Raw genomic sequence first — 26530 nt, forward strand, 5'->3', positions numbered from 1 at the left:
TGTTTTTTAAAATGCCGTCCGGAATACTCCAGACGGCATTTTTTTAATAAAAAAAACTTATGTAAACTCTTATGGATGGTTTGCTTCCATCCAGATTTCACGTTTTTCATTTTTAAGATAGTAACCAAACCATTCACTGATACGCTTTGTCAGGTCCTTTTGATTAGAGCCATCCATCAACGCATGGTCTTCATTAGGATAAATTAGCAGAGTATGCCTTTTTTTTAGCTTTCTTAAAGCAAGATAAAATTCAATACTTTGGTAGGGATTAATAGTGCGATCTTTTGCGCCGACCCATGCCAACAATGGAGTACGAACATTCGCGGCTTGTAGTATAGGAGAGTTCTTGATATAACTGAAGGGATCTTCAAATAATGATTTTCCAATACGCAACTGATGATCTTCAAACCTCCAAAATTCTGGTTTAAGATAACTTTCCCCAATATAAAAATAAGTACTTATTAAATCTGTCCACGCTGCACCAGAAACTGCAGCAGCAAATTTATCCGTTTGTGTAATAATGAAGTCAGTTTCATATCCTCCGAAAGAATGTCCAATTAAGCCAATCTTCGAAGGGTTTGCAAAGCCTCTGTTGATCATATTGTCAGTTGCGGCTATTACACATGCTGTAGCCGATGCTCCAGTATCACCAAACTGATAATCAATATCAGGAAGCAAGACAAAATAGCCCTGTGTGGTAAAATTAGTAATATTAAATCCTCCCTGTTCATATACAGAAGGATTTACGTAATCATTTACATAGTGCGATTGCCGCTCGTAAATTTGAACTACCATGGGGTACTGTTTTCCTTTTTTGTATTCTGCTGGATAAAAAAGCGCACCGAATAATTGTTTCCCATTAACCATATAACTTACCAGTTCTGATTTTCCCCAATAGAAATTTTCTTGCTGTTGATTACTTTGCACGAGTTCTTTCTGTTTATTCTTATAGTTTGATTGAAAAACTAATCGCGGTGCCTGTTGATAGTTTTGTTCGAGATAAACAAATGCTTCACTTCTTGCAGCTTTTGTAAAATGACTGGTTTTCATTCCGGTTTGCACTAATGGCCTTTCTCCATTTTTCCTGTTCCATAAATAATAGCCACTTGTTTCCGTGTGTTTATCATAGGCTTGCAAGATAAGTGTATCATTACTATGGAATCTGCGTGTTGCAAAGTCAAGGAAACTGTCGCTAAATTGTTGTTCAGGAGGCAAGGGATTAATCCTGAAGCGCAAGTGTTTTTCCCTGCCATGTGTCAACTTTAAACTTGAAGTGCCGTCAGGCGATATTTCCCAAATATCAAACTGGTCGTATAAATAAATGGCTTTGTCATTTTCAGTCCAACCCGGATTCCCATACATCTGGGCTTCTCCTGGCGTATTATTATCCTCTCTGAAAAAATAAACATCCTTCTTGCCGGTAATATTGGTATGGCTCTCTTTGCTTACATCATAAATCCACCAATTCCCTCCTTTGGGATAGGATATATATTTTCCGTTGGGAGACATAATTAAAGTCAGGATATCACCAGAATGTTTTTCAAGAAGCAGTTTTCGTTTTCCTGTTGAGAGATCAGTAATATAAATATCACGTTCGCTGTTAAACTTAGATTGAGGTTCATATCCTAAAGGATCAAAAGTAAGGGCATATTTATAATCACCATTGAGCATGGCTGACGGTAATTCTTTGCTTGTTATCTGTAGAATTCGGTTATTCTGTGGCCACCAAACTGCGAGCTTGTCACGAAGTGACGAAAACCCATAATTTTTTCTGTTTTCGTATAGTTGCTTGTCCTCTGCGTTCCATATCTGTACCGTTGTTTCGGATTTTTCAGAAACAATATTATTTTCCTTAAGTAAAAAGAACACGCGCTGACCATCGGCTGACAACGTAAGAGAACCATATGCATCAGAAATTCTCATATCGATCGGAAAATCTTCACGTCCCTCAGGATTGTATGAAAGCAGCTTTTTTGTACTGGTGTTATAGCAAAATAATTTTGTCGTAAGGGTGTCTTTTTGCGTAAAAGCAACGATATTGCCACGCCACGCAAGGTTTTGAAATCCTGCAATGGTATCATGTGTTATTGATTCTTTAATTATTTGCTTTGCGAAATTAATCTTACCAACTGAATATTGTTTGCCTAGATCAGTACAATAGACAATCGAATTCCCTGAGGAATCTATTTTCCAGCTACTAATATTCGGGATACTTTCCACGATTTGTCCTTGCATATTCTTTATAACGATCCGCTTCTTGTCTTCAGGTTCGTTGAAAAAAATCAGTAGAAATTTACCGTTGGTGGTAAAAGTGAAACTACTGACATTTGGGGTGTACTGTATAGTGCCTTTAACTAAATTTTGAAGCGCAAGCGTATCATGCATCTGGCAGGCAAACCACTCTTCCTTGTTAAATATCCCGTCATGACCATTCGGAAACACATATTTTATATCTCCTTCTGTCTTCTTTACAAACAGGGTATCCCGATGCAATTCATACTGTAACGCATAGCTTGCCCATTCTCCTTTATCTGAAATCTTTTTAGGCCAAAGCGTACTCCACTTATCGTAATTATCTGAGGTAAGTTGCCTTTTTTGTTTAATCTGTCCATTTATAAGGGAGGGAATTAGTAAAAAATAAAAACTGACTAACCGCAGAATTCTACCCATATTTGAAACATTCTTTTTTTTCATGGAAAACAGTTTAATACCCTGCATTTTGAGGCAAGAGATTATCATTTAACAAAAGTTCAGATTCAGGAAGCGGAAAAAGTCTGTCCGTACTATTCCATCCTGTTTTAATTGGTGTTAGAACAGTGTCAAGCATTCCTGTCCTTTTAAGATCAAAGAATCGATGACCAAACTCAGTAAAAAGTTCCAGTCTTCTTTCTTCTAAAACAGCATTAATGATCTCAGCAGCGCTAATGGCTGAAGTATCAGCAAGTCCTGCGGTATGCCTAACCACATTAAGATCTTCATTTGCCCCAATGAGATCGCCTTGGTGAGCCCGTGCTTCCGCACGGATTAGATATTGTTCCGCAAGCCTGAACACAATCGAATGTTCTTTGGAGCTTCCTGTAGTATAGGGCTCTTTATATTTGGAAGCATGGTACCATGTCTCAGTACTATTTGTCACAGCAGTAATCCAGTGTGTTTTTCTAAGGTCATCAGCTGAGAAAGCAGCAAGTAGTTCAGCAGAAATCGCTGACGCTGGTGGTGGTCCCGAAATAAAACTAAAGGTTGCAGCTTCAATGGTATTTCCACCTTCTAGGTCAGGCATCAATTGCCAGATTGTTGTCGTAGCATCTTTAAGGAATATTTTATCAATGTTCGGCTCTTGGATATAAAGCCCTGTTTGGTTGAGTACTGTTGATGCGGCTTCAGATGCCTCATCCCATGCTTGCAAATATAAATTGACTCTTGCCAGAAATGCCTCCACAGTCCATTTATTGGGTCTTACCCGTTCTGCCGTGATATAATCTTCTGGCAATAATGCCTTAGCATCATTTAAGTCTGTTTTGATAAGTTGATACACTTCACTTTCAGGCATGCGGTGAACACTTCGGTTTTGCTCATAATTAGTGGTGCGGATATAGGGAATGTCCCCAAACACATTTAATAGAGAAAAATGTAGCAGTGCACGCACAAATAGCGCTTCTCCTTTCAATTCATTTTTGTCTGCTTCAGCAAGAGCAGTGCTGTTTTGAACTCCTTCTATTACTGAATTTGTGGCATAAATTTGGCTGTAGCTGCTGTTCCATAACTCAGAAATTTCATAACCTGACGGCAAAATCGCATTGTTGTAAAAATTTACTTCACCACCGTATAAAGTGAGCTCGTCAGCATACAATCCAAGCTGACTCGAAAGCCCAGTCGGATTTCCTGTGAGTAGTCCGTTATCGCGGATTTTCGCATAAATATCTACCATTGCTGCCGTTGCAGTGGCTTTGTCTTTAAAAACTGCCGTTGCTGGTAACTGTGAAGCAGGAAGGTCAACTTCGGTGAAACTGTCGCAGCTTACCATTATATTGGAAATAATTCCCAAAAACAGTAAAGACATTAATGAGGTCACTTTATAATTTCGGACGGTGGTGTCCTGTCGTAAAAAAATAGTATTCTTTTTCATGTTTATGATCTTTAGGTTAAAAAGTAAGTTGCAAGCTTGTTGTATAGATCCGAAGTGGAGGCAAGGAACCTGCCGTTTTAAATTCGGGGTCTGCACCTTTGTAGGAAGTAATAGTCAGCATATTCTGTCCCTGTATACTAAGCCTGCACTTTATTTTTTTTGTCCATCGCTCCGGCAGGTCAAACGAAAGCGAGATATTCTTAAGCCTGATGTACGAAGCATCACTAATTCCAGCATCACTTTGTGCATGTCTTGTGTTGGCTACCTGTATAGTATAATTATTGCCACTACTGTAAATCTGGTATGGACCAGGATCCCCGGAATTTTGCCAGCGCTCAGTAGCTGCCGCAGGCTGATTAAGCATTCGTCCTGGCATCATGGATCTAAAAGTTTGGTTAAAGTTGAGTTGTTTCACAAACTGAAAAAGGAAATCAAGCTGTACAGGTCCATATTGAAATTGATTCTGTAATCCACCGTAGTACTTAGGATTAAGGTCCACTATATATTTTCTGTCAGCACCTGAAGAAATTATCCCATCGCTGTTCACATCTTCGAATTGGTAGATGCCACTCTGAGGGGCTAAACCCAAATAATGATAAACTTTTGTAATATTTAATGGTTTCCCGATTTCAAATTGGTATTTGTATGGAGAGCCTTCCAGATTGGGAAAAGACAAAAGTTTGTTGCGTGCTTGAGTAAAATTAAGATTTGTTACCCAGCTGAATTTAGAAGTTTTTATGTTCATAGTTCGAAGACTAATCTCTAAACCTGTATTTTCAACTGTAGCATTTAAATTTGCTTGTACTTCAGTAAATCCGGTCGTCCCGGGTAGCGGTATACCCACGAGTTGGCTTGACGAACGATTGCGATACCAGCCTATAGTAGTAAAAATTCGGTCATTTAGAAAACCTGTTTCCAGAGCCACTTCAAACTTTTTATTGGTTTCCCATCCAAAATCTGGATTGTAGAGTCTGGTTGGGCTGAGCCCATTAATTCCCTGATAATGGCTTCCCGAAGTACTGTAAGTGTCAAGGTACTGGTAATCGCCTATCTGATCATTTCCAGTAGTTCCGTAACTTGCCCGTAGTTTTCCAAAACTTAAAAAAGATGCATTGTCTTTTATAATTTTCTCATTCCCGAAAAGCCATGCAGCACCTACTGCCCCAAAAACTGCAAATTGTTTTCCTGCACCAAAACGACTCGAACCATCCCGTCGTCCGGTAAAATTGATAATATACCGCTCCTGCCACTTCAAGTTTAGCCTTCCGAAAAAAGCCTGGTATTTATAAACGGATTGATTACTGCTCCTGATTGAATAGTGATAAGCTGCTCCTGGATCATTGATCAGACTGTTACTTGCAAATCCATATCCCAAATTGACGATCTGATTTCCAGTCTGCTGCTGAAAAGTTGCTCCCGCAAGAACATCCGTTTTTAAATTCCCAAACTGATAGTCAAAGTGTAGCTGCGGTTCAATTATCCACGACTGCCTATTTGTTTTGTTCTTAAAAATGGAAGAGGCTTCACTACCAATCCCATAACTTGGATTGTATATTGTTGATGGCAATGTTTGTGTCTCTTCATGTCGAAGGTCGCTGAATCCAAAACTCGATTTGAGCTCCAGTCCTTTGATTAGTTGATACGATAAGAGCGAATTAGCAATTAGGTCATACGTATTGCTGTCAAATTTTCCGGCAAGACTGGCAAGTGGATTGTTGAAAGTGTTATTCTCCCAGTTAAGATTTCCCGTTGCGTCATAAAGTGCAGGTGCATTAGGCGCAAGTTTAATGGCTTCCCGAGTAAAATCAACAGGAGGAAGTAAATTATCCTGAATAGTATAACCACCTGTAAAATTAATCCTGAATTTCTTATTGTCAGATTGATGATTAATATTCAGGTGTACATTGGCTTTATTATATTTAAAATCGCCAGGGAAAACAGTAGTTTCTTTACTATAATTGCCACTTAGTATAAACTGCGTCTGTTCTGATCCACCTGATAAAGAGGATTGCAACGTGGTAAAGCTGGCTGTCCCGCCTATAAGTTCTTTTTGCCAATCTGTATACCGGTTTTGGTCCCATGTTCCGTTAACATCATAAGCATCTTGGGGATAATCCGTAATGCCGTCATTAGCATAAGCCTCTCTTCGCATTTGCAGATATTGCGGAGTATTCATCAGTTTAAGAAAGCGTGTTACTTGGCCAAACCCACTTGAATAGTTTGCAGTGAAGCGGGTTTTTCCTTCCTTGCCTCTTTTGGTCGTAATTAGTACAACACCATTGGAACCGCGTGAGCCGTAAATAGCGGTAGCATCCGCATCTTTAAGTATTTCAATACTTTGAATATCACCAGGATTAATACTGTTAAGTGGGCTAGTTAGTTGTGGCGTAGTGCTTGACGTAAAGGAACTTCCGATAGCATCAGAGGCATAAGGTACACCATCAATAATATATAAAGGGCGGTTGCCGTCCGCGCGTAAACTGTTCTGCCCGCGAATTTCAATTTCAAAACCACCGCCAGCCACTCCTGTGGTTTGGGTAATACTCACGCCAGCCATACGTCCTTGCATAGCAGCAAGTACATTGGTAACAGGTTGTTTTTCGATGTCCTTTGCCGTGATTTTAGCAATACTTCCGGTGCGCTCGCTTTCTTTTACAGAATAGTAACCGGCATTTACCACTACTTCTTTAAGTGTGGTTGTATCTTCCTGTAATTGTAGGTGTATTGTTTTTCGACCGTTTACAGGTTCTAAAACAGTTTTAAATCCCATGAAAGTAACCACTAAAGTATCGTCAGGCAATGCTGTTATAGTAAATTTCCCATCGAAGTCAGAGATAGCAGCAGTTGTTGCTTTACCTTTTATGGAAATTGTTACGCCGGGTAAGGGGTTTGTACCATCAGTGATGGTACCGCTTATTTGGATTTCTTGAGGTAAGGACTTCAGTTGCCTCAGTAGCTTGTTGGCGTGAGTAGGGGTGTAGGATAATAAGAACCCGATAATAATCAGGTACCAAAAAGCCGAACCACCCTTGTAAAATGAAAATTTTTTCATAATATTGGTTTAGTTAAATGAAACGTTAGTTTTGTTAGCGATGGTCCTCTATACTAGTTTGCTGACGGGATAGAGGGCCTATTTTTTATGCGCTTACTTTTTGTCACCCTGAGCGCAGTCGAAGGGCTTAGTTATTATTTTATCATAGGCATTATTTAATTAGATTTATATACTTCTTTGTCGGATTCTGTATGCAACATTTGTTAACTTCCCGTAAAACCGTCGCATCCAGAAAACCAAAGGAATATAAGTGCTATAAATGCCACTATTAATGCCGCTTTTATTTGTTTGTAGTATTTCATCTTATTTTAGTGAATTGTTAATGATTATGAGTTATGTCCTTCGACTACGCTCAGGATGACAGGGGGTTGTGGGCTTTCGGTTATTTGTTGTCTGTTGTCTGTTTTTTGCTTAATGATAAAATTACCTGCACCTTTTATTAACAAATTCAAATTAAATTAACTAGGTGTTTTATTCAAAGGACCTTTCAGTGCAGGTGTTTTTAAGTTAGTGGTTATGGGTTTAAAGCTGGGTATAGAAATTCCCGACCGGTTAAGAAAAGGGTGTTATCCTAACTGGGATTTTGTGGTTTAGTGATTGAAACCACTGCTAAGGTTTAGCTTAAGCTGTTTTAGGGACGTGTTTTTATTTTACTCATAGGCATGCGGGTTTTAGCGTGTTAAACTGCTGCGAGACTATGAAAAATGAAGAAGCGTGCTAAGAATGAAGTTGAGTAATGCCAAAATATTGGGCCAAAAAAAATGGCATGGAACTCAGCTTATTGCCTTAGAGGTACTGGTATACCGGGGAACAATAAGTGAGCCCACGCCATGGGACGTGAGCATCTTACTTATCATTTCGTTCCTTTTAAAATTACCAGTTTTCTAAGACGAAATTCAAAGCGAATGCTTCAAATATTTTAATTGAAGAAACGCAAATATATGTATTCAATTACAAACTTACTAAAAAAAGATTAAACTGTCACTATCGTGACAATAAATATCGTTAATAATATATTCTTTTGTCTCAATGGTTAATAAAACGAATAATAAATCTTCAGGCACTAAGAAAGAAGCAGTTGTATTTCTGCTTGACCAATTCATATGTGATTACATAAGAAATGAATGGTTGCATGTTAATAAGCCCGTTTTACCTCAGGCCCAAGAATTAGGAGTACATCGACATATTATAAAAAAAATTCTGGATGACCAATCATATAGAGTGCCGGTGTCAACGTTAGCAATCATTTGTTTTTACAAAAAAATTGCTTTATCAGATTTTTTCAAATTAATAGAAGAAAAATACGGTTCTAGAATAAATGATGATTTCGTATTAAAAACAAAAAAAGATGCCTAGGCATCTTTTTCTGTTTTATAGCGATACTGAACACTTGTCAATTCGGGATTAATAGTTGTCAAAAATGGAGGAATTGATTTCATGCTAAATGTATATAATCTTCTTATATTTGAGATATGGAATGGTATGAAATAATAGGGCTAATTGTTTTTTGGTTTTTAGGTCTTTACCTGAGGGGGAGGTTTTATGAGCATTTGAGGAATAGGCATTATAATGATAGCTGGAAGAGTAGGAGGAAGGAGTAGAAAGATGCTGATGAGGTGTCTTTTTTTTTGTTTTATAATGGGGATAAGATTTAAGCCTCATAGCCTGTCCTGACTTTTTATTAATAGCTTTTGACCCGCCAAAGGGATACGACAAATTAAGAGCCCTTTTGATGATTTATAAGATAATTATTATATATTTGAGAATAAATAAATACTGACGTTTGTCAGACATAGCAAGCCTATTTAGAGTAGATATGTCGGACGCTATCAGATATATATACAAGTTATGCGACACTTTACCACAAAAACAGAAGAATTCAACAACCAAAAGACAAAATATGATATTAAATAAAATTATTATTCACGAATTAAAGAAAGAAAGTGAGAGTAAAAAAGTAGATTTAATACTTTCCGAAGAATTAATACCAGCTAGTGATGAATCTACCGCATTAGTAACTGCACTCTCTGATAGTTTTAAAAGTGATAGAATTTTATATGCAATATTTGATGATTCAGAAGGTAAATATTTTCCCGAAAAGTTCACAGAATACAGAACTTCTACAAGAACTACAAAAGACTTTATAAGCTTTACAAGACTTGTTATAGGAAATTTAGTTGGATTGATTAAACCTGTGTTTTTTGCAACCGGTGGATACTTTGTTTTTACTGAATACACAGATAATGGCTATAATTTTTTCGGAGTATTTTTAATTCGTGATGTAGAAGGCAAAATTTTAAAAAAAACAGCAAATTCATATTCAATACAAACAATTGAATATGTTGACACAAAAAATTTAGCGATGGCTTGTCGTATAAATGAAAATAGAATTGACGATAAGGAAATAAATTATCTTTCATTCACGCAATTAAGACAAAAAGAGGTATCCGAATATTTTAAAAGTTGGATTTCAATTCAACAGCTTGAATCAAGTATTGATTATACAAAATCACTTTATAAAATAATAACACAAATTGAACCTCCAATAAATCCAAAAACTCAAACTGGATATGATATTGAAGAATTTCGAAATTTAGTTTATGGCTTTGCTTCTAATAGTCCAACTGACACAATAAACGTAAGAGACTTGAGTCAATATTTGTATCAAAATGAGGATAAAATTACAAAATTTGCAGATGAGAAAAACATTTCTATTGATACTGAATTTAGATTTAATAAAATTCAATTAAAAAAATTCATTAAACTTGAAGTTAATAGAGATGGAATAAACCTGAAATTTTCTCGTGGTGTGTTATATGAAAAAGTTAGATTTTCCGAAGATAATTCTCAACTAGTAATAATCGAATCACAAAATTTCGCTGATGCATTGAGAAAAGAAATAAATAATACATAATGCTGGAAATTCACAAAAATATATTTGAAATTTTCAAAGAATCTGTATTTGAAATTAAAGCAGATAAAGTTGATTTTCAATATTCTGCAAATATTGAAAACCAACTAATTGCTTTGGATATTGAGTATGAAAATATTCGAGATAAAACTATAAGTGTTGAAAAAGAAAATTTACCAATTAAAATTTATTCGGAATTTAATTCTTACTTAAGATTAACAGAAATAAAAAACAATGATAATATTTTAATTTTGAATGTAGGTAATTTACCATATTCGTTAATAAACAATATAACATTTGTGAATTTTGAAGAAGAACCTGAAAACTATTTCTTCAAAAATACAATTTCTTTCAAAGGCTTCATCGATTTCTTAAAAAGTCAAGAAGTTGATACTGAAGAAGCTTTTCATTTTGTAGATTATTTAAATGATATTTCAAGGAAAATAGTTTTTACTAGTTTAACTGATAAAGGCAGATTAATTATTAAATATTATAACCAAATATTTCATTTTAATGAGAGAATAAATTTAAATAACTCTCTGGAGAATTTTAAAAATTGTTTTGTTGAACAGAATCATCATTTACCAAAATTTTTAAAAAGTTCAATTATTGAATATGCTAGTAGATATGATGCTGATAATAGAATAAATAATGTTTTTGAGGAATTAAACGACATTACAAATAGTGCGAAAATAAATTTTGAGATTTATTTAAACAACTTATCTATTGATAAAATTAGAAAAGAGTATGATGAATATAAATCTAAATATTTTAAAGACGTTTCTGAAATTTTAAATAATCTAACTCAAAAAATTATTGGACTACCTATACTCATTGTAACAACATTATTTGCTATAGAAAAAGTAAAAGAAAATTCAATATTTCTTATACTTTTAATTATTGTAATAATTATTACAAATATATATTTAGTCCTATTACTAAAAATCAACTTTAATGATTTATCTTATATCGATGCAATTTCAAATCAAGATTTTAAAGCGTTAAAAGAAAATAATTTTTTCACTAAATACCCAAAAGAATTAGAAATTTTCACAAAAATAAAATCAAGAATAACAGCGAGAGTTAATCATTTAGAGTTAATCACTGAATCTTATTTTTGGATTTTAGGAATTACTAATATTATAATGATAGGTTTTATTTCTAGCTATTTAAACTTAAACTTGACACAGATATTCATAATTTCATTTGTTTTACTTTTTATATTAGCAATCTCAAGAAATTCAGTATTAAACAATGTGGAAAATAAAAGCGTCGCATAACAGCTACCACGGATTTGGGTAATTAGCTTAATGGGAAGTTGGTTTTGTATTTGGGATGATTTAGCTAATCCGAAAATAGGGCTTAATTTAGTCCCAAACCCGCTGTAGTACCAGAGCGTTGGTGGTAACACTAAAGCTACACAGAACGCAGAAAAAAAGACAAAAACCTTAAATAAACAAAAGAGTTTTGCGTTAGCAAAACTCTTTTTATTTTTAACAAAAAAACTATCTTTACAGCCAATAATATAATTTCAATGATACAATCAGTAGAACCGAATATTGCAGATTTAGCTAATGGATGGCTTAAAACCCATAAGTTAAATTATAAATTAGAACAAGAATCTTTAAATGCTGAAATAGACAAAGCACTTTCAGATTATTTTACTAAAAATGGCGGAACAGGTGCAAACCGTCCCGATGCAAAACTATTATTGCAAGACAAAAATTTAAACTTCTACCCTATACTTATTGAGTATAAAGGTTATAAAAATAGTTTGGTGAAACTTGATGCAAACCATCAAGTCGAAAACAGAACCGCTAAAAATGAACCACATTTTAAAAACATCAATTTTTTTGCAGTAAACGGAGCAGTCCATTATGCTAATGCTCTTTTACATCATACAAGCTACACCGACATTATAGCAATTGGTATGACAGGGCATAAAGATGAAAGTGGAAAAATACAACACAAAATAGGTGTTTATTTTGTTTCAAAAAACAACTTTGGTGTTGGTCAAAAAGTTGGCGAGTTTTCAGATTTTTCTTTTTTAGCACCTAAAAACTTTGATGCGTTTATCGAGAAAGTAAAAACTTTGAGTTTAACGCAAGTAGAAATTGATAAACTTAAAGAACAACGAGAAAGAGATATTGATGACAGTTTAAGGAAACTTAATCACGATATTTATCAGAAGCAAAAAGGATTAGGCGAAAACGACCGTGTTTATCTTGTTGCAGCCTCAATTATTGCAACGCTTGGTATTCCTAATAAAGTACCTGTACTTGATAAATCCGAATTAAAATCACAATCATTTATTGGCGGTCGTGATGGAGATATTTTAATTAATCGCATTAAAGCTTTTTTAGATGAAAAAGCTTTACCTCAAGATAAGAAAGAACTAATCGTTAGAACTTTATCTAACACGCTTTTAGCAGAAAACATAAATAAAGTTGAAAACGGAGAAAGCCAACTGAAAAAAGTTTTTACTCAAATCGTTGACGATTTAGGTATCTATTACAAAATAGGTTTAACAACAGATTTCACTGGAAAGCTATTTAATGAAATGTATGGTTGGCTAGGTTTTTCGCAAGACAAACTTAATGATGTTGTCCTTACTCCTTCTTATGTAGCTTCGCTTTTGGTAAAATTAGCAAGAGTAAACAAAGATTCTTTTGTGTGGGATTTTGCCACAGGTTCGGCGGGTTTGTTGGTTGCGGCTATGAATGAAATGCTAAACGATGCCAAAAATACTATTACTTCACCAGAAGAACTTGCTCAAAAAGAAGTAATCATAAAAGCTGAACAATTACTTGGTCTAGAGTTGCTTTCAAGCGTTTATATGTTAGCTATCTTGAATATGATTTTAATGGGCGATGGTAGCTCAAATATCTTAAATAAAGATTCCTTGTCTGATTTTGATGGTAATTATGGTTTTGGAAAAACAAATAACAAATTCCCAGCCGATGCTTTTATATTAAATCCTCCATATTCTGCAAGTGGTAACGGTATGAACTTTGTTGAAAAAGCATTGGGAATGATGAATAAAGGCTATGCCTCTATTATTATTCAAAACTCCGCAGGTTCGGGTAAAGCAAAAGAATACAACCAAAAAATATTAGAAAAGCATACACTTTTGGCAAGTATCAAAATGCCAATTGACATTTTCATTGGTAAATCAAGCGTACAAACCAATATATATGTCTTCAAAGTAAACGAAGCACACCACAAAGACGAAATGGTAAAGTTTATCGACTTCTCTAATGATGGTTACTCTAGAGCCAACCGAAAGAAATCAAGCAATAACCTAAAAGATACAGATCAAGCCAAAGAACGCTATGAAGAACTAGTAAGCCTTGTGCGTTTTGGCAAAAGCAAACTCAATATTTTTACAGAAAAAGAATACCACGAAGCAACCATCGACCCAAAAAATGGTACTGATTGGAACCAATCAGCACCAATAGATACCAAACCTACTTTACAAGATTTTAAAAATACCGTAAGTGATTATTTGTCTTGGGAAGTTTCTACTTTATTAAAAAATCAAAACTCAGATGAAGTTGTGGGAAAGTAAATTCCCTACTTAATGAGAAATTGCAAAAAGTTAAGTGGGGAGAATATAAGTTAGAAGACTTATTTGAAATTGTAGGAACAAAATCATTAGACAGTAATGCTATAGATTTTACCAAAACAGGTATTAATTTCGTTGGAAGAACTTTTGAAAATAATGGTATTCAAGGGAAGATTCAAAAAAGAAATTTTGAACCTAACGAACCATTTTCAATTACAGCAACAGTAATAGGAAACTATAAATATGTAAAATATCAAACAGAACCTTATTATTGTTCTCAGAATATTAATAAACTAACTCCAAAAACAATCTTTGAAAATTGGAATAAAAAAATAGCTTATTATCTGATTGTAAGCTTGCAAAAATTTGTTTCACTTTATGACAGTCAACAAGGAGGTTATAAATTAGAAGATATAAAAAATCATAAAATTCAATTACCTATCAAAAACAATAAATTAGATTTTGAATTTATGGAAAGCTTTATTGCTGAGTTAGAAGCAGAGCGAATAACTAAGCTAGAAAACTATTTAATCGAAAATAACCTAAAAGATTATATCTTAACAAAAGAAGAAGAACAGGTTTTAAATAAATTTAATGATATTGAGTGGGGCGAGTTTAGACTCGAAGTTCTATTTGAAAAAATAACAACAAAAAAGTTATCTTTCAAAGCGGATGAGCTACCAAAACAGATAATAGACAAATACACACTTCCGTGTCTCACATCTAGTTTTAAAAATCAAGGATTAAACTATTTTGTACCTCAAGATGGGGCAACAATTTTAAAAAATGTAATTTCGATTCCTTCAAATAGCGATATTTATCGTGCTTACTTTCAATCAAATGAATTTACAGTTTTATCAGATGCTTATGCAATTCGCTGGGTTTTTGATGGCTATAAACTATTGCCTAAACAGTATTTATTTGCCGTTCAATGTATTAATAAAGTAACTGATTTGTCTATATATTCATATAAAAATAAATTAGGCGGATGGAATGTTGTAAAAAATAAATTCATTCAATTACCTATAAAAGAAAATAAACCTGATTATGAATTTATGGAAACCTTAATTTCCGCTGTTCAAAAATTAGCTATCAAAGATGTTGTTTTGTATGTCAATAATAAAATAAATGGCTAACCTTTCGGTTAGCCATTTATTTTTAATAGAATTGGTATCAGCAAAAAACAATTTTAGAAATCTTTTAACCAAGTTGAAATTGAAATTTAGTGATGACAAGAAGTGCAGACACCAACACACGCTACAAGCAATTTGGGCATTTGGCTTAATGTAAATATGGGTTTGTATTTGAGAGTTTTGTGACAACCGAAAATAAATCTTAATTTAGTCCTAAACCACTTGTAGCAAGGGAATGTTAGTGGTCATTGTAAGTGACGCCCGCTGTAGTAGCGGGACGTTGAGCTAGTTTTTCCGAAATCACGAAAATTATAACAATTAAAAACAACATCTTTTTTTGCAGAAAACTTATAAAAAAGTTTGAAATTGAAAGCAATAAAAAACCACTCATTTAAGAGTGGTCATCATTTTTATCTTATTCTATTTCTGGATAGCAATCTTTATGAATATAATTTAAATATTCTTCTGCTTTAACACCTTCAGAAGACTGTATTTTATATGTTGTATATCTAGAATATCTAGAACGGTCATCTAGCCATTTATACCTTACAGCTACTTTTGAATCCATTTTTTCAAAAACTAACCTTTCTCTTGCTTCATGCCTTCCATTCATATTATAATTCCTTCTTACATCGGCAATACACTCACATTCTTTTCCTGAAATCTTCACTGGTAAAATCCTATCTTCTACAAGATGTATTGCGGAATAAAATGCTGTTGTTACAACCCAATCATAATATAATTTACCTTGCAATAGCAAAGTACTTAAATCCTTATTGCGTTCCCCAAAATTTTTTTTGTGCGACATATTTAGTTAAAATATTCAGAATAATCAAAACCATCTTTTTCTAATAGTTTTTCGTCTAAATCTTCACATCCCATTATTCCCATATCTAAAGTACTATTAAACAAAGAGCTGAATGAACATTTCACTTCATGAATTTTCATATAGGAAAGTTCTACAAAATCATCATTCAATAATATTTCATTTGGAACAACAATTATAACTTTTGGATTTTGGTGAAATATATTAATATAAAATGAATGAACTGGATATTGTTCTTTATGTAGTGCAGTTAATGTAGACTTTGTGCAAAGATATACTTGATTAGCTTTTTCAATAAATTTTTCAGTTGTAGATTGAACTAATTTATCCAAAAAATCTTTTTTACCTGTATTCTCTCCATCTGCAAAACCTTTCGAATACGCTTCCGCAACCACATTTACGTGATAATACAAATCATTGATTTTTGAATCCTTTGCTTGGTGTTTGTTATCAGCCAAATAACTGTTAAACAAATTAAGACCCGGAGTTTTTTCTATTTTCGTATGGTTTGTCATGATAATTTATTGATTTACTGTAACTTAAAAAACTAAACTACTTGAAATCTTTTGTAAGAAAATTTAAATTTAATAAAAATAAATGTATTTATGTCACAAAAAAATATAACAACTCTTATTTAGAATAATTACAAATAATTACTTACATTTAATGGCGCAAAGATAGTCTAAAAAACAATAGCATACAAATGCCTTTATCAACAAAAACATACGAATGCACACACCTAATTTTGAATCATAAATTGGGGATTTAAATCAAAATTTTAAAAGCATAATATTAGAGTTTGATGTTTAGAATCTGAAAAGCAAAACTTTAATTTTGGAGTTTGAATTTGAAACGAAAAAAAACAGAACCGTAAATGTTGCCCCCCGCTACCGTACTAATCCTTTCGTGTGGTACGTAATTTATAAAATCCGCTCTTCGAAGTGTTCTTATAAAATGCTGCGCGAACGTCTTTGACTTCGCGCATTTTTTTTATTTCTTATAAATTCTAATTATGATAAAAGTCTCTGACTTTAGAAAGAAAGTTTTTAGGAATAGTAAAGCAAGATTTCTCTCTGAATTAATATCTTAAAAACATCTTGTTTTTTACCGTACCCCCCCCCACTGGAGCTCGTTTGTCAACGTTCTTTGGTGCTTGATTGCATCGAGTGCCTACTTAAATTGCTTGGTAAATCGTAGCGTTTGTAACGCGGTTAATGACAAGAAATTGTATTTTGCACTTGGGCAGCTATGGGTGCTTTGCTCTTGCCGCCCACAGCTAATCGAAGGCTGCAGGAAAGAGTTTGAATTATAGTTGAAATCCCATATATTTACTTTATAATCAATAAAATTGAAGTTCGTTTGGAGGTTTTTATCCCGACGCTTCGGGAGAACTGACGTTGGTGGCAAGCATACTGAACGACACCAACAAAATGAACAGATATTGAAAATGGAACTTAAATATAGAATTGGAACACTTGAAGACAAGGAAAAACTCCAAAAACTTGGCTTAGACTCTTATGGACAATTTAAAGAAATTTTGACAAAAGAGAATTGGAAAAACAACAACGGAAAATTCTAAAAATCTTATTTTAAATCAAAGAGCCATTTACATATATTTGTAGATGGCTTTTTGGAATTAAAGAATAAAAACTACAGCTGGTATCGATCATCAAGCCTTGATAAACCTAGAAACAAAGACATTATGAACATAGAATACAGTTTTGATAAAAGGCCAACTGCTGACCAAATCATTGAGCTTTACGACAATGCAGGTTTACCGAGACCCACAAATGATAAAGAACGGATTCAAAAAATGTTTGACAATTCAAATCTTATCATTACTGCTTGGGACAATGATCTGTTAGTTGGTGTTGCCCGCTCTTTTACTGATTGGGTTTGGGCATGTTACCTTTCAGATCTTGCCGTTAGGAAAGAATACAAGAAAGAGGGTATAGGCAAGCAACTCATACATATGACAAGAGAAAAAGTTGGTGACCAGTCTATGGTTTTGCTTTTATCAGTTCCCACTGCCATGGACTACTATCCAAAAGTTGGATTTGAAAAACAAGAGAGCAGTTTTATAATTAATAGGGCGGAATGGAAATAATCTGGATAGTGCGGATAATATAAGATCTCACACCGCCGCACTTTGATGAGTACAGGTCAAATAAAAATAAGTCCTTATTAATTCACAGCCATTTTATTGTACTTATTGCGGTATTCAATTGGATTTAAACCCGTTATTTTTTTGAAAATAGTCCGAAATGCTTTAGTATCTGTATAACCCACATCGTACATCACTTCATTAATATTTTTACGGCTTGTTTCAAAGCTCTTTTTGGCGAATTCGATTTTCACTCTATTAATATATTCCAAAACAGAATTGTTGGTGGCCACTTTAAATCGTCTTTCAAAACTCCTTCTGCCTAATAACACCAGGTCAGCCAATTCATCAATTGTAATTTTCTCCTGAATATTATCTTCAATAAACTCTTGTGCCTGTTTGACTGCGGCATCATTATGATTTTTTTGTCCCTGAAACATAGCGAACGTAGCCTGGCTGTCTCTATCAATATCAATGGCAAAATATTTAGAAGCCAATATAGCAGTTTGCCTGTCGGTATATTTCTCTACCAGATGCAATAACAGGTTCCAGTAAGAATTTGCACCTCCACTGGAATAAATGCGCAGTTCTTCTGTAATTATACTTCCGTCTATGACTTCAACCTCGGGAAACATTTCACGGAATTCATTTTGAAAACCCCAATGCGTAGAGCATTTTTTACCGTTCAGCAAACCTGTGGAAGCCAACAGAAATGCGCCAACACACAATGAAGCGACTTCTGCTCCTTTATTATACTGTTCGTTTATCCAAGGCAAAAGCTTTTGGTTCTGGGCAATCGCGCTTTTCATATCGCCAAACAAAGCAGGTATTACAATCAAATCGGTGACCGTAACGTCTTTTAAAAGTTGAGAGGTATTAACCGAATATAATCCGTCATTTAGTTTCACTTCTTTCTTTAAACCCACTAACTGCACATCAAACAACGGTTTTTTACCTGATGCAGCCATAAACTGGTTTACTGCCGAAAACAAATACTGTGGGTCTGCAATGGCCTGCAAAACCGAACTTTCTGGAACGAGAATACTTACTTTTTTCATCTTAGCTTTAATTTCAATGCTATTTCAAAGATAAAAAAATAGTTTGTCGTAAATCACCCTTTTGTTGTCCTTTTTACACATTTCCTCTTTTCTATTTCTGCTCCATCTTTGTACTATCAAATAACAATTAAAAAATTAAACAAATGGCAACGAAAATTTTTATCAATCTGCCGGTAGCAGATTTACAAAAGGCAATGTCCTTTTACACAGCAATTGGATTTACAAATAATCCACAGTTTTCAGACGAAACAGCAGTCTGCATGGTTTTAACCGAAGAAATCTATGTGATGCTTTTAACGCACTCCAAATTCAATGAGTTTACTCCAAAAGAAGTGGGTAATGCTTTCAAAACGGCTTCGGTAATCAATTGTTTATCCGTTGACAGTACCGAAGAAGTCAATGCAATGATTGATAAAGCAATAAAAGCTGGCGGCAAAGAACCAATGGAAGCCAAAGATTATGGTTTCATGCAACAGCGAAGCTTTGAAGATTTAGACGGACATCTTTGGGAAGTGCTGTATATGGACATGGCGAAATTTCCACAACAATAACAATATAAAAATGGCACTGCTGAATTCTTATCTGACTTTCAACGGTAACTGTCGGGAAGCAATGACATTTTACAAAGAATGTCTCGGTGGCGAACTGGAACTGCAAACCATAGCCGATTCGCCAATAGCGGAACAAATGCCTCCGAAAATGAAAGAATGCATTTTACATTCCACGCTTAAAAGTGGCGGTATTGTAATTATGGGATCGGATATGACACCTAAAAATTTGATTAAAGGTAATGCCGTTTCCATGATGCTTACTTTTAACAGTGAACAAGAAATAAGAAAAGCGTATACAAACTTATCCAAAGATGGAGATGCTTCACATCCATTAGAAGAAACCTTTTTTGGAGCCTTATTTGGGCATCTTACGGATAAGTTTGGCCATCAGTGGATGTTTCATTATTCTTTAAAAAACAATTAACCTTTTAAAATTACCATCATGAAAAAAGATAAAATAATATTCTGGACAACAACAATCATCATTTTTATTATGGAAGGCATAATTCCTGCCTTGACATCACAAACAGAACTTGCCAAACAAGGCATCAGCCACATGCAATATCCAGCTTACTTTGGTAATGCATTAGTAGTCTTTAAAGTGATTGGAGCGTTAACAGTAATCATTCCGCAAACACCAAAATTTGCAAAAGAATGGGCATACACCGGTTTTGGCTTTGTATTTATATTTGCCAGTATCAGTCATTTTGCTGTCGACGGATTCGGATTTCAAGGCATAATACCATTAATTTTCTTCGGAATATTAACTGTTTCCTATAAATTGTATCACAAACTAAGCCAATAAGACGATGTCATTTCAAGCCTATATAAACAATATTAAAGCTAAGACCGGCAAAACGCCTGCTGACTTTAAAGAACTGGCAGAAAAGAAAGGATTTCTGAAAGACGGACAAATTCCCCCCACTGGAGCTCGTTTGTCAACGTTCTTTGGTGCTTGATTGCATCGAGTGCCTACTTAAATTGCTTGGTAAATCGTAGCGTTTGTAACGCGGTTAATGGCAAGAAATTGTATTTTGCACTTGGGCAGCTATGGGTGCTTTGCTCTTGCCGCCCACAGCTAATCGAAGGCTGCAGGAAAGAGTTTGAATTATAGTTGAAATCCCATATATTTACTTTCTAATTATCAAAATTGAGTTCGTTTGGAGGTTTTTATCCCGACGCTTCGGGAGAACTGACGTTACCCGCAATATTATGACAAAAACTAACGAATGACTAACATTGACAACATACTTTCTAATAGTACTCACAGACCTTTTGAACTTCCAGATGGTAAGTGGAAGTATTATCAAGAATGGAATAATGCATTATTTTTTCATTGGACAATCCCATTTGAAATATTACGAAAATGTGTTCCAAAAAACTTCAATATAGACACTTTTGATGGTAAATGTTATGTTTCATTAGTTGCTTTTACAATGGAAAAAATTAGACCAAAATACCTGCCCTCAATTTCTTTTATTTCAAACTTTGAAGAAATAAACTTGAGGACATACATTGATAATGACAATAAAAAAGGAGTTTACTTTTTAAACATTGAAGCAGAAAAATTACTTTCAACTTTTATTGCAAAAGCACTATCAGGACTTCCGTATGAAAAGTCTAATATCAAACGAACAGAGAAAAGATATATATCAAAAAATATTAAAAAAGGTTTTTATCTTAACACAGAATTTGAAATTAAGAACGAATTACAATGTAAAACGGAATTAGACAAATGGCTAACAGAACGTTATTGTTTATACCTTGACAATGAAAATGAATTTTATCGTTACGACATTCATCATAAAGAATGGGAAATAAAAAGCGTGGAGATTAAGCAACTAAATTTGAACTATAAAATTGGTGACATAAATTTATCTGACAGACAACCAAATTTGACACATTATTCAGATGGCGTAAAAGTAATAGCTTGGAAACGACAAAGAGTATAGAAAGTACAGCAGGTAACACTTGCTACAATTGATTTGGGCAATTGGCTTAATGAGAAAATGATTTTGTATTTGGGAGATTTGATAAATCCGAATAATGGGCTTAATTTAGTCCCAAACCCGCTGTAGTCCCAGAACGTTACTGGAGACTTGTGCCGAAACTCACAACAGAAAAGAAACTTACAGAATTTATTGACAGACAAGACAAAAAATGACAAACAATAAACTTGATATTAAACTAAGACCGACCGAAATTTCAGACTTGGATAATCTTTTTCAATTTCAACTTGACAAAGAGGGTGGATATTTAGCTGCATTTATGCCAAAAGACCCGACAGACAAATCAGCATACATAGACAAATACACAAAATTGTTAAACGACCCAACAGTAAATAATCAAACAATCATTTTTGACAATACAATTGTTGGAAGTATTGCGAAATTTGTAATGGAAGGCGACACGGAAATTACTTATTGGATTGACAGAAAATTTTGGGGACAAGGAATAGCAACGACTGCACTCAACGATTTTTTAAAAATTGAATTGACCAGACCAATATATGGACGAGTTGCATTTGACAATTTTGGTTCACAAAAGGTTTTAGAGAAATGTGGTTTTATAAAAATTGGAGTAGACAAAGGATTTGCTAATGCACGACAAACAGAAGTAGAAGAATTTATTTATAAGTTATCAGAATGACAAGCAGACAACAGATTAAACAACAATTTAAAAAATAAAATTATGGCACTTATCAATCCTTATTTAAACTACAACGGAAATGCAGAAGAAGCATTCAATTTTTACAAATCAGTTTTTGGCGGAGAGTTCGTAAAAATTATGCGTTTCAAAGACTTAGCAAGTCCTGAATTTCCAGTTGCAGAAAATGAAGCAAATAAAATAATGCACATTGCTTTGCCTATTGGCAATAATATTTTAATGGCTAATGATGTTCCAGAAAGTATGGGACGGACAAACGAAAACGAAAACAGGTCTAAAATATCAATCAGTGCTGAAAGCAAAGAAGAAGCCGACAAACTATTCAGTGGGCTTTCAGCAGGTGGACAAATCGAAATGCCTATTTCAGACAGTCCTTGGGGTTCATATTTTGGAATGTTTAGAGACAAATACGGCATTGAATGGATGGTAGATTTTGACCCAAATTATAATGGACAAATTTAAGCGTAGAAAAACAACGATCCCACTGGAGCTCGTTTGTCAACGTTCTTTGGTGCTTGATTGCATCGAGTGCCTACTTAAATTGCTTGGTAAATCGTAGCGTTTGTAACGCGGTTAATGACAGGAAATTGTATTTTGCACTTGGGCAGCTATTGGTGCTTTGCTCTTGCCGCCCATAGCTAATCGAAGGTTGCAGGAAAGAGTTTGAATTATAGTTGAAATCCCATATATTTACTTTCTAATTATCAAAATTGAGTTCGTTTGGAGGTTTTTAGACGAACTGACGTTAGAATTATGAACGAACACTTATTGAACAACATACAGACTAAAATAAAGTTAACGACAGAAGAAGTTGAAACTTTACAAACGTTTTGGAAACAAAAACGACTTGCCAAAAACGAATATTTGGTACGGAATGGAGAAGTTTGCACATACGATAGTTTTATCATTTTGGGCAGTTTTAAAGCATTTTACATTCACCCAGAAACAGGAAAAGAAGAAATTTTATTTTTTGCTATTGAAGATTGGTGGGCAACCGATTTAGACAGTTTTGCCAATCAAACACCATCTATTTATAACATTCAGGCATTAGAAGAGTCTGTGGTTCAGCAAATCAGCTATCAGTCTTTTGAAAAATTATTGCTGACTATTCCGAAATTTGAACGCTATTTTAGACTTATTCTGCAAGGTTATACAGCATCTATCCATAAAAGAATTATACTTACCAACGCTCATTCAGCACAAGAACGTTATGATGATTTCTTGAAAAAATATCCTAAAATAGTGCAAAAAATTCCGCAATATCTGATTGCTTCATATTTAGGCATAACACCCGAATTTTTGAGTATGCTCAGAAGTAAAAAATCTTCATTCGGTTCTTAATGTAGATTAAGAAAGTATATAAACCTTAAAGATACTTTTGCTTAAAATTTTAAAAAATTAAAAATGAGAAAAGTATTAGTTATCAATTCAAGCACAAGAGAGGAAAAATCTCATAGCAGAGCACTTACGAAACTTTTTGTAGAAACGTGGTCAAAAAACTATCCCAAAGACACTTACAACTATCGGGAAGTTGGCTTGACACCCATTCCGCACATTACCAATGAGTGGATAGGAGCTTCTTTTACGATAGTTGAAAACCAAACCGAAGAAAACCAAAAACCTTTGGAGTTGAGCAACATACTTGTAAAAGAATTGAAAGAAGCGGACATTTATGTCATCGGAGTTCCTATGTACAATTGGTCTATTCCGAGCGGACTGAAATCCTACATAGACAATATAATGCGGATAAATAAAACGTGGAAATTTAGGTCGGGAGAACCAGACGGAGATTATGTCGGTCTGTTGGAAAAAAAAAAATTATTCATCTTATCTAGCAGAGGGGATAACGGGTATGCGGAGGGAGAACATAATGCACATATGAACTTTCAAACCAATTATCTACAAACTATTTTTAACATTCTTGGCGTACAGGACGTTGAAATTATTTCACTTGACAATGAAGAATACGGAGGAGAATTATTTGCAAAATCGCAACTGGAAATACACAATCAAATCGTGAAAATAAAATAAAACCCCACTGGAGCTCGTTTGTCAACGTTCTTTGGTTTCCTGTTCAAGTATTACCACAATATGTATTCACTTTTAAAGAAAACGATATTTCAAGAATTGGTGCAATTTGGTTTATTGCAAAAATAAAAGGTTACAGCTTAGAAGAAATTAGTCTTTTCTCAGACGCATTATATAGATATTTAAATCTCAACTACTCCAAAGATTTTGAAATTAGTTCCAATTATTGCGTAGCATTTGATGTTAGTAGCCTACAAGAAGTTCGATATAGTACGGTCGAAAATAATTCTGTAGTAACTCTGTTAGATTCTACAATGGACATTTTGAAGCCATTTTTATAATGAAAACCCGATGGCTCGGAAATATAGTTCACCCCTGTTTTCCTTTGAATAAATTTAGTGTTTTTTATTAAATACAAAGTAAAGGCGGATTTTCAATCCGAATTAGTGATGTCCTGAATATGAAACTTAGCGATATTGACAGTCAACGGATGCTTATTCATGTTAAAAATGCAAAAAAAAAGACCGTAATGCTTTACTATCGACTAAAGTTCTTGCATTATTAAGAGAATATGATGTTATTTATAAGCCGAAAACTTTTTTGTTTGAAAGGTAATACGGAGGATCCTATAGTAGCAGGAGTGCTCAAACCGTATTACAGGAAGCTGTGATATAGACATCAATTACTAAGCATATCAGTTTACATACACAACTTCATAGCTTTGCCACTCAGTTACTGGAAAGCGGAACCGATTTGCGTTACATTCAGGATTTATTGGGGCAGAGTAGCCCAAAAACGATCATGATCTATACTCATGTAAGCAGTAGCTCTTTAAAAAAGATAATCAGAAATAAATTGCTATTGCAGCCTATTATATATGGGGATGCATCAATTGGGTTATAATCCAGTCAAGATTAAAACAATAAGGAATGCTCACTGCGTTTTTTTTATTTCTTCTTTCAACTTTTCCAACTATCGTTCTTAAGCTAGTTCTTTTTATGATCAAAGATTTTATTTCTGGATGTAGGCATCAAATATTATAAGCGGTATTGTCATTAACTTTAATAAAAATACAAAATTATTAGATTTTGCAAAGCGTGCGCGACAAATTTATTTTTTTTAAGGATACTTAGTGGAGCTGGGGTGTATTCAATCTCAAGCCCTTTATCAACATTTTGTAGAAAGCGAAAAATCATTACTGATAGGTTGCTTCTCAGTAGAGCCTATTACCGTTTAGTTTTTCAATATATAAGGTTTGGTAAAAATCAATAGGTTTTATAAAAGGGAGCAATTAAATAGCATTGTTTTTTTACTTGAAACAAACATCTAATAAATAGTATTGTTTTTGTTTATTATGTTGAAAAACAGGTAGTTTTACCTGTTTTTTTTAGAAAATATAGTTCTAAATTTGAGTGTCAAAAGGGAAAGCCGGATTCCGCTTTTGATTGGAGGTCGTCGAAAATCCTTAATAAAGAGTAGACTAAATATAAAAAATAAAGATTATGTCAAATTCTCAAACAATGGTGTTAACCCATTTTGTTCCTACTGGAAGTTATGTGGCAACATCGAAAAAAATTAGAGTAAATTTATATGCTCATTCTCAAAAAAGAGATCAGAACTGGATTGCATCTGGTTTAAATCTTACTGATTTGTCAGAATCAAACGTAACCAACTATGATGGTGTATTAGTAAATGATTCAGGTCATGCACCGCAAAACGGTTACATCCCTGGTGGAAGTTATGCAAAAACTACCAAAGACATAAGTGTAGTGCTTTCAGCCTATTGTCAAAAACGTGATGGTTCTTGGCAATACAGTTCATTAGTGATTACAAATCTGGCGTTAGTAAAAACAATCTCTAATATAGATGGTGTTTTAAAAGCAGATTAAAATTTAGGGCATAAGATATTTTGATTAATTTCAAATTATTTTACTCCCTTAACAACAATAAAAAACCCCTATCCTTAATTTTGGATAGGGGTTTTTGAAATAAATTGAATTATATATTATAGAAACGATATAATACCATTAATGTTTATAAAATAGTCCAATAACTCCCAGCTACCTCACAAAATGAAATTTTACGAAGTCAATCCTTTCGTGTGGTACGAATTACTAGCAGTTGTCCAAGGCTCGTTTGCTTCTTTTTTTGGAGTGGTTTGAAGAGTGGTTTTAGAGAAATTCCTGTAATATATTACCTTCTTAAAAACAAGAATAATCTTCTTTTTATACGAGTATTTTGTTATATTTGAGGGTAATAGAACGGAGGTTGTTTTACAGACTGAAGTGACTAAATTGTAAGATGTAATAGTTGAAGTTTGCAAAACTAAACCGACTAAATGAAACTTAAAAATCGAAACCGATATACCAAACAGAAATGAAAAACCTCACTCAATCGAGTAGACGGCTCCGCCAGAAACTGACGGAGTGCGCCTCTCACACCACCGTACGTACGGGTCTCGTATACGGCGGTTCGCAAAGTGATGGGTTGAGTTCCATGTAAATCTCCA

At 34.1% G+C, this 26530-nt stretch carries 24 protein-coding genes; 18 read left to right on the top strand and 6 right to left on the bottom strand.

Annotated features, from left to right (window positions below; all coding sequences use genetic code 11):
• Positions 1 to 69: 69 nt before the first annotated feature.
• From ACNQGX_RS13915 to ACNQGX_RS13925, 3 genes are all read right to left on the bottom strand, one after another.
• Positions 70 to 2694 carry a S9 family peptidase gene (locus tag ACNQGX_RS13915; protein ID WP_417977203.1) on the bottom strand — a complete coding sequence of 875 codons (2625 nt, stop codon included), beginning with the start codon at positions 2692 to 2694 and terminating at the stop codon, positions 70 to 72.
• A 10-nt stretch (positions 2695 to 2704) separates the two neighbouring features.
• Complete coding sequence (locus tag ACNQGX_RS13920; RefSeq protein WP_417977205.1) at positions 2705 to 4060, bottom strand: RagB/SusD family nutrient uptake outer membrane protein; 1356 nt, start codon at positions 4058 to 4060, stop codon at positions 2705 to 2707.
• A gap of 82 nt (positions 4061 to 4142) precedes the next feature.
• On the bottom strand, positions 4143 to 7178 hold the full coding sequence (locus ACNQGX_RS13925; RefSeq protein ID WP_417977207.1) for a SusC/RagA family TonB-linked outer membrane protein: 3036 nt from the start codon (positions 7176 to 7178) through the stop codon (positions 4143 to 4145).
• Positions 7179 to 8207: 1029 nt separating this feature from the next.
• Between ACNQGX_RS13925 and ACNQGX_RS13930 the strand changes: the two genes are divergently transcribed.
• The 5 genes from ACNQGX_RS13930 to ACNQGX_RS13950 all read left to right on the top strand — a co-directional run bounded on the left by ACNQGX_RS13930 (position 8208) and on the right by ACNQGX_RS13950 (position 14790).
• The gene (locus ACNQGX_RS13930) at positions 8208 to 8534 is read left to right on the top strand and encodes a hypothetical protein (RefSeq protein ID WP_417977209.1); all 327 of its coding nucleotides are present in this window, start codon (positions 8208 to 8210) and stop codon (positions 8532 to 8534) included.
• 544 nt (positions 8535 to 9078) lie between these two features.
• Positions 9079 to 10092, top strand: coding sequence for a nucleoid-associated protein (locus ACNQGX_RS13935; protein ID WP_417977211.1), 1014 nt, complete (start codon positions 9079 to 9081; stop codon positions 10090 to 10092).
• Entirely contained in the window at positions 10092 to 11369 is a 1278-nt protein-coding gene (locus ACNQGX_RS13940) for a hypothetical protein (RefSeq protein WP_417977213.1), read from the top strand. Before ACNQGX_RS13935 ends, ACNQGX_RS13940 begins: the two co-directional genes overlap by 1 nt.
• A 254-nt stretch (positions 11370 to 11623) precedes the next feature.
• A complete protein-coding gene (locus tag ACNQGX_RS13945) occupies positions 11624 to 13657 on the top strand; it encodes an HsdM family class I SAM-dependent methyltransferase (RefSeq protein ID WP_417977215.1) in 2034 nt (677 codons plus the stop codon).
• 20 nt (positions 13658 to 13677) lie between these two features.
• Positions 13678 to 14790: a restriction endonuclease subunit S gene (locus tag ACNQGX_RS13950; RefSeq protein ID WP_417977217.1), complete on the top strand. Its 1113-nt coding sequence runs from the start codon at positions 13678 to 13680 to the stop codon at positions 14788 to 14790.
• Between the two features lie 412 nt (positions 14791 to 15202).
• Here ACNQGX_RS13950 and ACNQGX_RS13955 read toward each other — a convergent pair whose 3' ends face one another.
• Both ACNQGX_RS13955 and ACNQGX_RS13960 read right to left on the bottom strand, forming a co-directional pair.
• Positions 15203 to 15595: a hypothetical protein gene (locus ACNQGX_RS13955; protein ID WP_417977219.1), complete on the bottom strand. Its 393-nt coding sequence runs from the start codon at positions 15593 to 15595 to the stop codon at positions 15203 to 15205.
• 2 nt (positions 15596 to 15597) lie between these two features.
• On the bottom strand, positions 15598 to 16128 hold the full coding sequence (locus ACNQGX_RS13960; protein WP_417977221.1) for a hypothetical protein: 531 nt from the start codon (positions 16126 to 16128) through the stop codon (positions 15598 to 15600).
• Positions 16129 to 17060: 932 nt separating this feature from the next.
• Here ACNQGX_RS13960 and ACNQGX_RS13965 point away from each other — a divergent pair.
• Complete coding sequence (locus ACNQGX_RS13965) at positions 17061 to 17192, top strand: hypothetical protein (RefSeq protein WP_417977222.1); 132 nt, start codon at positions 17061 to 17063, stop codon at positions 17190 to 17192.
• 123 nt (positions 17193 to 17315) lie between these two features.
• Complete coding sequence (locus ACNQGX_RS13970; RefSeq protein WP_417977224.1) at positions 17316 to 17720, top strand: GNAT family N-acetyltransferase; 405 nt, start codon at positions 17316 to 17318, stop codon at positions 17718 to 17720.
• 77 nt (positions 17721 to 17797) lie between these two features.
• Here the strand turns inward: ACNQGX_RS13970 and ACNQGX_RS13975 are convergent, their stop codons facing one another.
• Positions 17798 to 18775 (bottom strand): GlxA family transcriptional regulator, encoded by a 978-nt coding sequence (locus ACNQGX_RS13975; RefSeq protein WP_417977226.1) that lies wholly within the window; start codon positions 18773 to 18775, stop codon positions 17798 to 17800.
• A 143-nt stretch (positions 18776 to 18918) separates the two neighbouring features.
• Between ACNQGX_RS13975 and ACNQGX_RS13980 the strand changes: the two genes are divergently transcribed.
• From ACNQGX_RS13980 to ACNQGX_RS14030, 11 genes are all read left to right on the top strand, one after another.
• Positions 18919 to 19326: a VOC family protein gene (locus ACNQGX_RS13980; protein WP_417977229.1), complete on the top strand. Its 408-nt coding sequence runs from the start codon at positions 18919 to 18921 to the stop codon at positions 19324 to 19326.
• Between the two features lie 10 nt (positions 19327 to 19336).
• The gene (locus ACNQGX_RS13985) at positions 19337 to 19750 is read left to right on the top strand and encodes a VOC family protein (RefSeq protein ID WP_417977231.1); all 414 of its coding nucleotides are present in this window, start codon (positions 19337 to 19339) and stop codon (positions 19748 to 19750) included.
• An 18-nt stretch (positions 19751 to 19768) separates the two neighbouring features.
• On the top strand, positions 19769 to 20131 hold the full coding sequence (locus ACNQGX_RS13990) for a DoxX family protein (protein ID WP_417977233.1): 363 nt from the start codon (positions 19769 to 19771) through the stop codon (positions 20129 to 20131).
• 4 nt (positions 20132 to 20135) lie between these two features.
• Complete coding sequence (locus ACNQGX_RS13995; protein WP_417977235.1) at positions 20136 to 20285, top strand: DUF4287 domain-containing protein; 150 nt, start codon at positions 20136 to 20138, stop codon at positions 20283 to 20285.
• A gap of 270 nt (positions 20286 to 20555) precedes the next feature.
• On the top strand, positions 20556 to 21278 hold the full coding sequence (locus ACNQGX_RS14000; protein WP_417977237.1) for a YqjF family protein: 723 nt from the start codon (positions 20556 to 20558) through the stop codon (positions 21276 to 21278).
• A gap of 208 nt (positions 21279 to 21486) precedes the next feature.
• A complete protein-coding gene (locus ACNQGX_RS14005; protein WP_417977238.1) occupies positions 21487 to 21975 on the top strand; it encodes a GNAT family N-acetyltransferase in 489 nt (162 codons plus the stop codon).
• Positions 21976 to 22017: 42 nt separating this feature from the next.
• Positions 22018 to 22455, top strand: coding sequence for a VOC family protein (locus ACNQGX_RS14010; protein WP_417977240.1), 438 nt, complete (start codon positions 22018 to 22020; stop codon positions 22453 to 22455).
• 291 nt (positions 22456 to 22746) lie between these two features.
• Positions 22747 to 23334 (top strand): Crp/Fnr family transcriptional regulator, encoded by a 588-nt coding sequence (locus ACNQGX_RS14015; RefSeq protein WP_417977242.1) that lies wholly within the window; start codon positions 22747 to 22749, stop codon positions 23332 to 23334.
• 63 nt (positions 23335 to 23397) lie between these two features.
• A complete protein-coding gene (locus tag ACNQGX_RS14020) occupies positions 23398 to 24024 on the top strand; it encodes an FMN-dependent NADH-azoreductase (RefSeq protein ID WP_417977244.1) in 627 nt (208 codons plus the stop codon).
• A gap of 690 nt (positions 24025 to 24714) precedes the next feature.
• Entirely contained in the window at positions 24715 to 24924 is a 210-nt protein-coding gene (locus tag ACNQGX_RS14025; protein WP_417977252.1) for a tyrosine-type recombinase/integrase, read from the top strand.
• Between the two features lie 599 nt (positions 24925 to 25523).
• Positions 25524 to 25910, top strand: coding sequence for a hypothetical protein (locus ACNQGX_RS14030; protein ID WP_417977246.1), 387 nt, complete (start codon positions 25524 to 25526; stop codon positions 25908 to 25910).
• The last annotated feature ends 620 nt before the right edge of the window (positions 25911 to 26530 follow it).

Origin of the sequence: Flavobacterium glycogeni, from assembly GCF_048286775.1 — a bacterium.
Classification (GTDB): Bacteria; Bacteroidota; Bacteroidia; order Flavobacteriales; family Flavobacteriaceae; genus Flavobacterium.

Coding starts and splice junctions, on each gene's coding strand:
- ACNQGX_RS13915 (WP_417977203.1), bottom strand. CDS start 2,694: ATGAAAAAAAAGAATGTTTCAAATATGGGTAGAATTCTGCGGTTAGTC.
- ACNQGX_RS13920 (WP_417977205.1), bottom strand. CDS start 4,060: ATGTCTTTACTGTTTTTGGGAATTATTTCCAATATAATGGTAAGCTGC.
- ACNQGX_RS13925 (WP_417977207.1), bottom strand. CDS start 7,178: ATGAAAAAATTTTCATTTTACAAGGGTGGTTCGGCTTTTTGGTACCTG.
- ACNQGX_RS13930 (WP_417977209.1), top strand. CDS start 8,208: ATGGTTAATAAAACGAATAATAAATCTTCAGGCACTAAGAAAGAAGCA.
- ACNQGX_RS13935 (WP_417977211.1), top strand. CDS start 9,079: ATGATATTAAATAAAATTATTATTCACGAATTAAAGAAAGAAAGTGAG.
- ACNQGX_RS13940 (WP_417977213.1), top strand. CDS start 10,092: ATGCTGGAAATTCACAAAAATATATTTGAAATTTTCAAAGAATCTGTA.
- ACNQGX_RS13945 (WP_417977215.1), top strand. CDS start 11,624: ATGATACAATCAGTAGAACCGAATATTGCAGATTTAGCTAATGGATGG.
- ACNQGX_RS13955 (WP_417977219.1), bottom strand. CDS start 15,595: ATGTCGCACAAAAAAAATTTTGGGGAACGCAATAAGGATTTAAGTACT.
- ACNQGX_RS13960 (WP_417977221.1), bottom strand. CDS start 16,128: ATGACAAACCATACGAAAATAGAAAAAACTCCGGGTCTTAATTTGTTT.
- ACNQGX_RS13965 (WP_417977222.1), top strand. CDS start 17,061: ATGGAACTTAAATATAGAATTGGAACACTTGAAGACAAGGAAAAACTC.
- ACNQGX_RS13970 (WP_417977224.1), top strand. CDS start 17,316: ATGAACATAGAATACAGTTTTGATAAAAGGCCAACTGCTGACCAAATC.
- ACNQGX_RS13975 (WP_417977226.1), bottom strand. CDS start 18,775: ATGAAAAAAGTAAGTATTCTCGTTCCAGAAAGTTCGGTTTTGCAGGCC.
- ACNQGX_RS13980 (WP_417977229.1), top strand. CDS start 18,919: ATGGCAACGAAAATTTTTATCAATCTGCCGGTAGCAGATTTACAAAAG.
- ACNQGX_RS13985 (WP_417977231.1), top strand. CDS start 19,337: ATGGCACTGCTGAATTCTTATCTGACTTTCAACGGTAACTGTCGGGAA.
- ACNQGX_RS13990 (WP_417977233.1), top strand. CDS start 19,769: ATGAAAAAAGATAAAATAATATTCTGGACAACAACAATCATCATTTTT.
- ACNQGX_RS13995 (WP_417977235.1), top strand. CDS start 20,136: ATGTCATTTCAAGCCTATATAAACAATATTAAAGCTAAGACCGGCAAA.
- ACNQGX_RS14000 (WP_417977237.1), top strand. CDS start 20,556: ATGACTAACATTGACAACATACTTTCTAATAGTACTCACAGACCTTTT.
- ACNQGX_RS14005 (WP_417977238.1), top strand. CDS start 21,487: ATGACAAACAATAAACTTGATATTAAACTAAGACCGACCGAAATTTCA.
- ACNQGX_RS14010 (WP_417977240.1), top strand. CDS start 22,018: ATGGCACTTATCAATCCTTATTTAAACTACAACGGAAATGCAGAAGAA.
- ACNQGX_RS14015 (WP_417977242.1), top strand. CDS start 22,747: ATGAACGAACACTTATTGAACAACATACAGACTAAAATAAAGTTAACG.
- ACNQGX_RS14020 (WP_417977244.1), top strand. CDS start 23,398: ATGAGAAAAGTATTAGTTATCAATTCAAGCACAAGAGAGGAAAAATCT.
- ACNQGX_RS14030 (WP_417977246.1), top strand. CDS start 25,524: ATGTCAAATTCTCAAACAATGGTGTTAACCCATTTTGTTCCTACTGGA.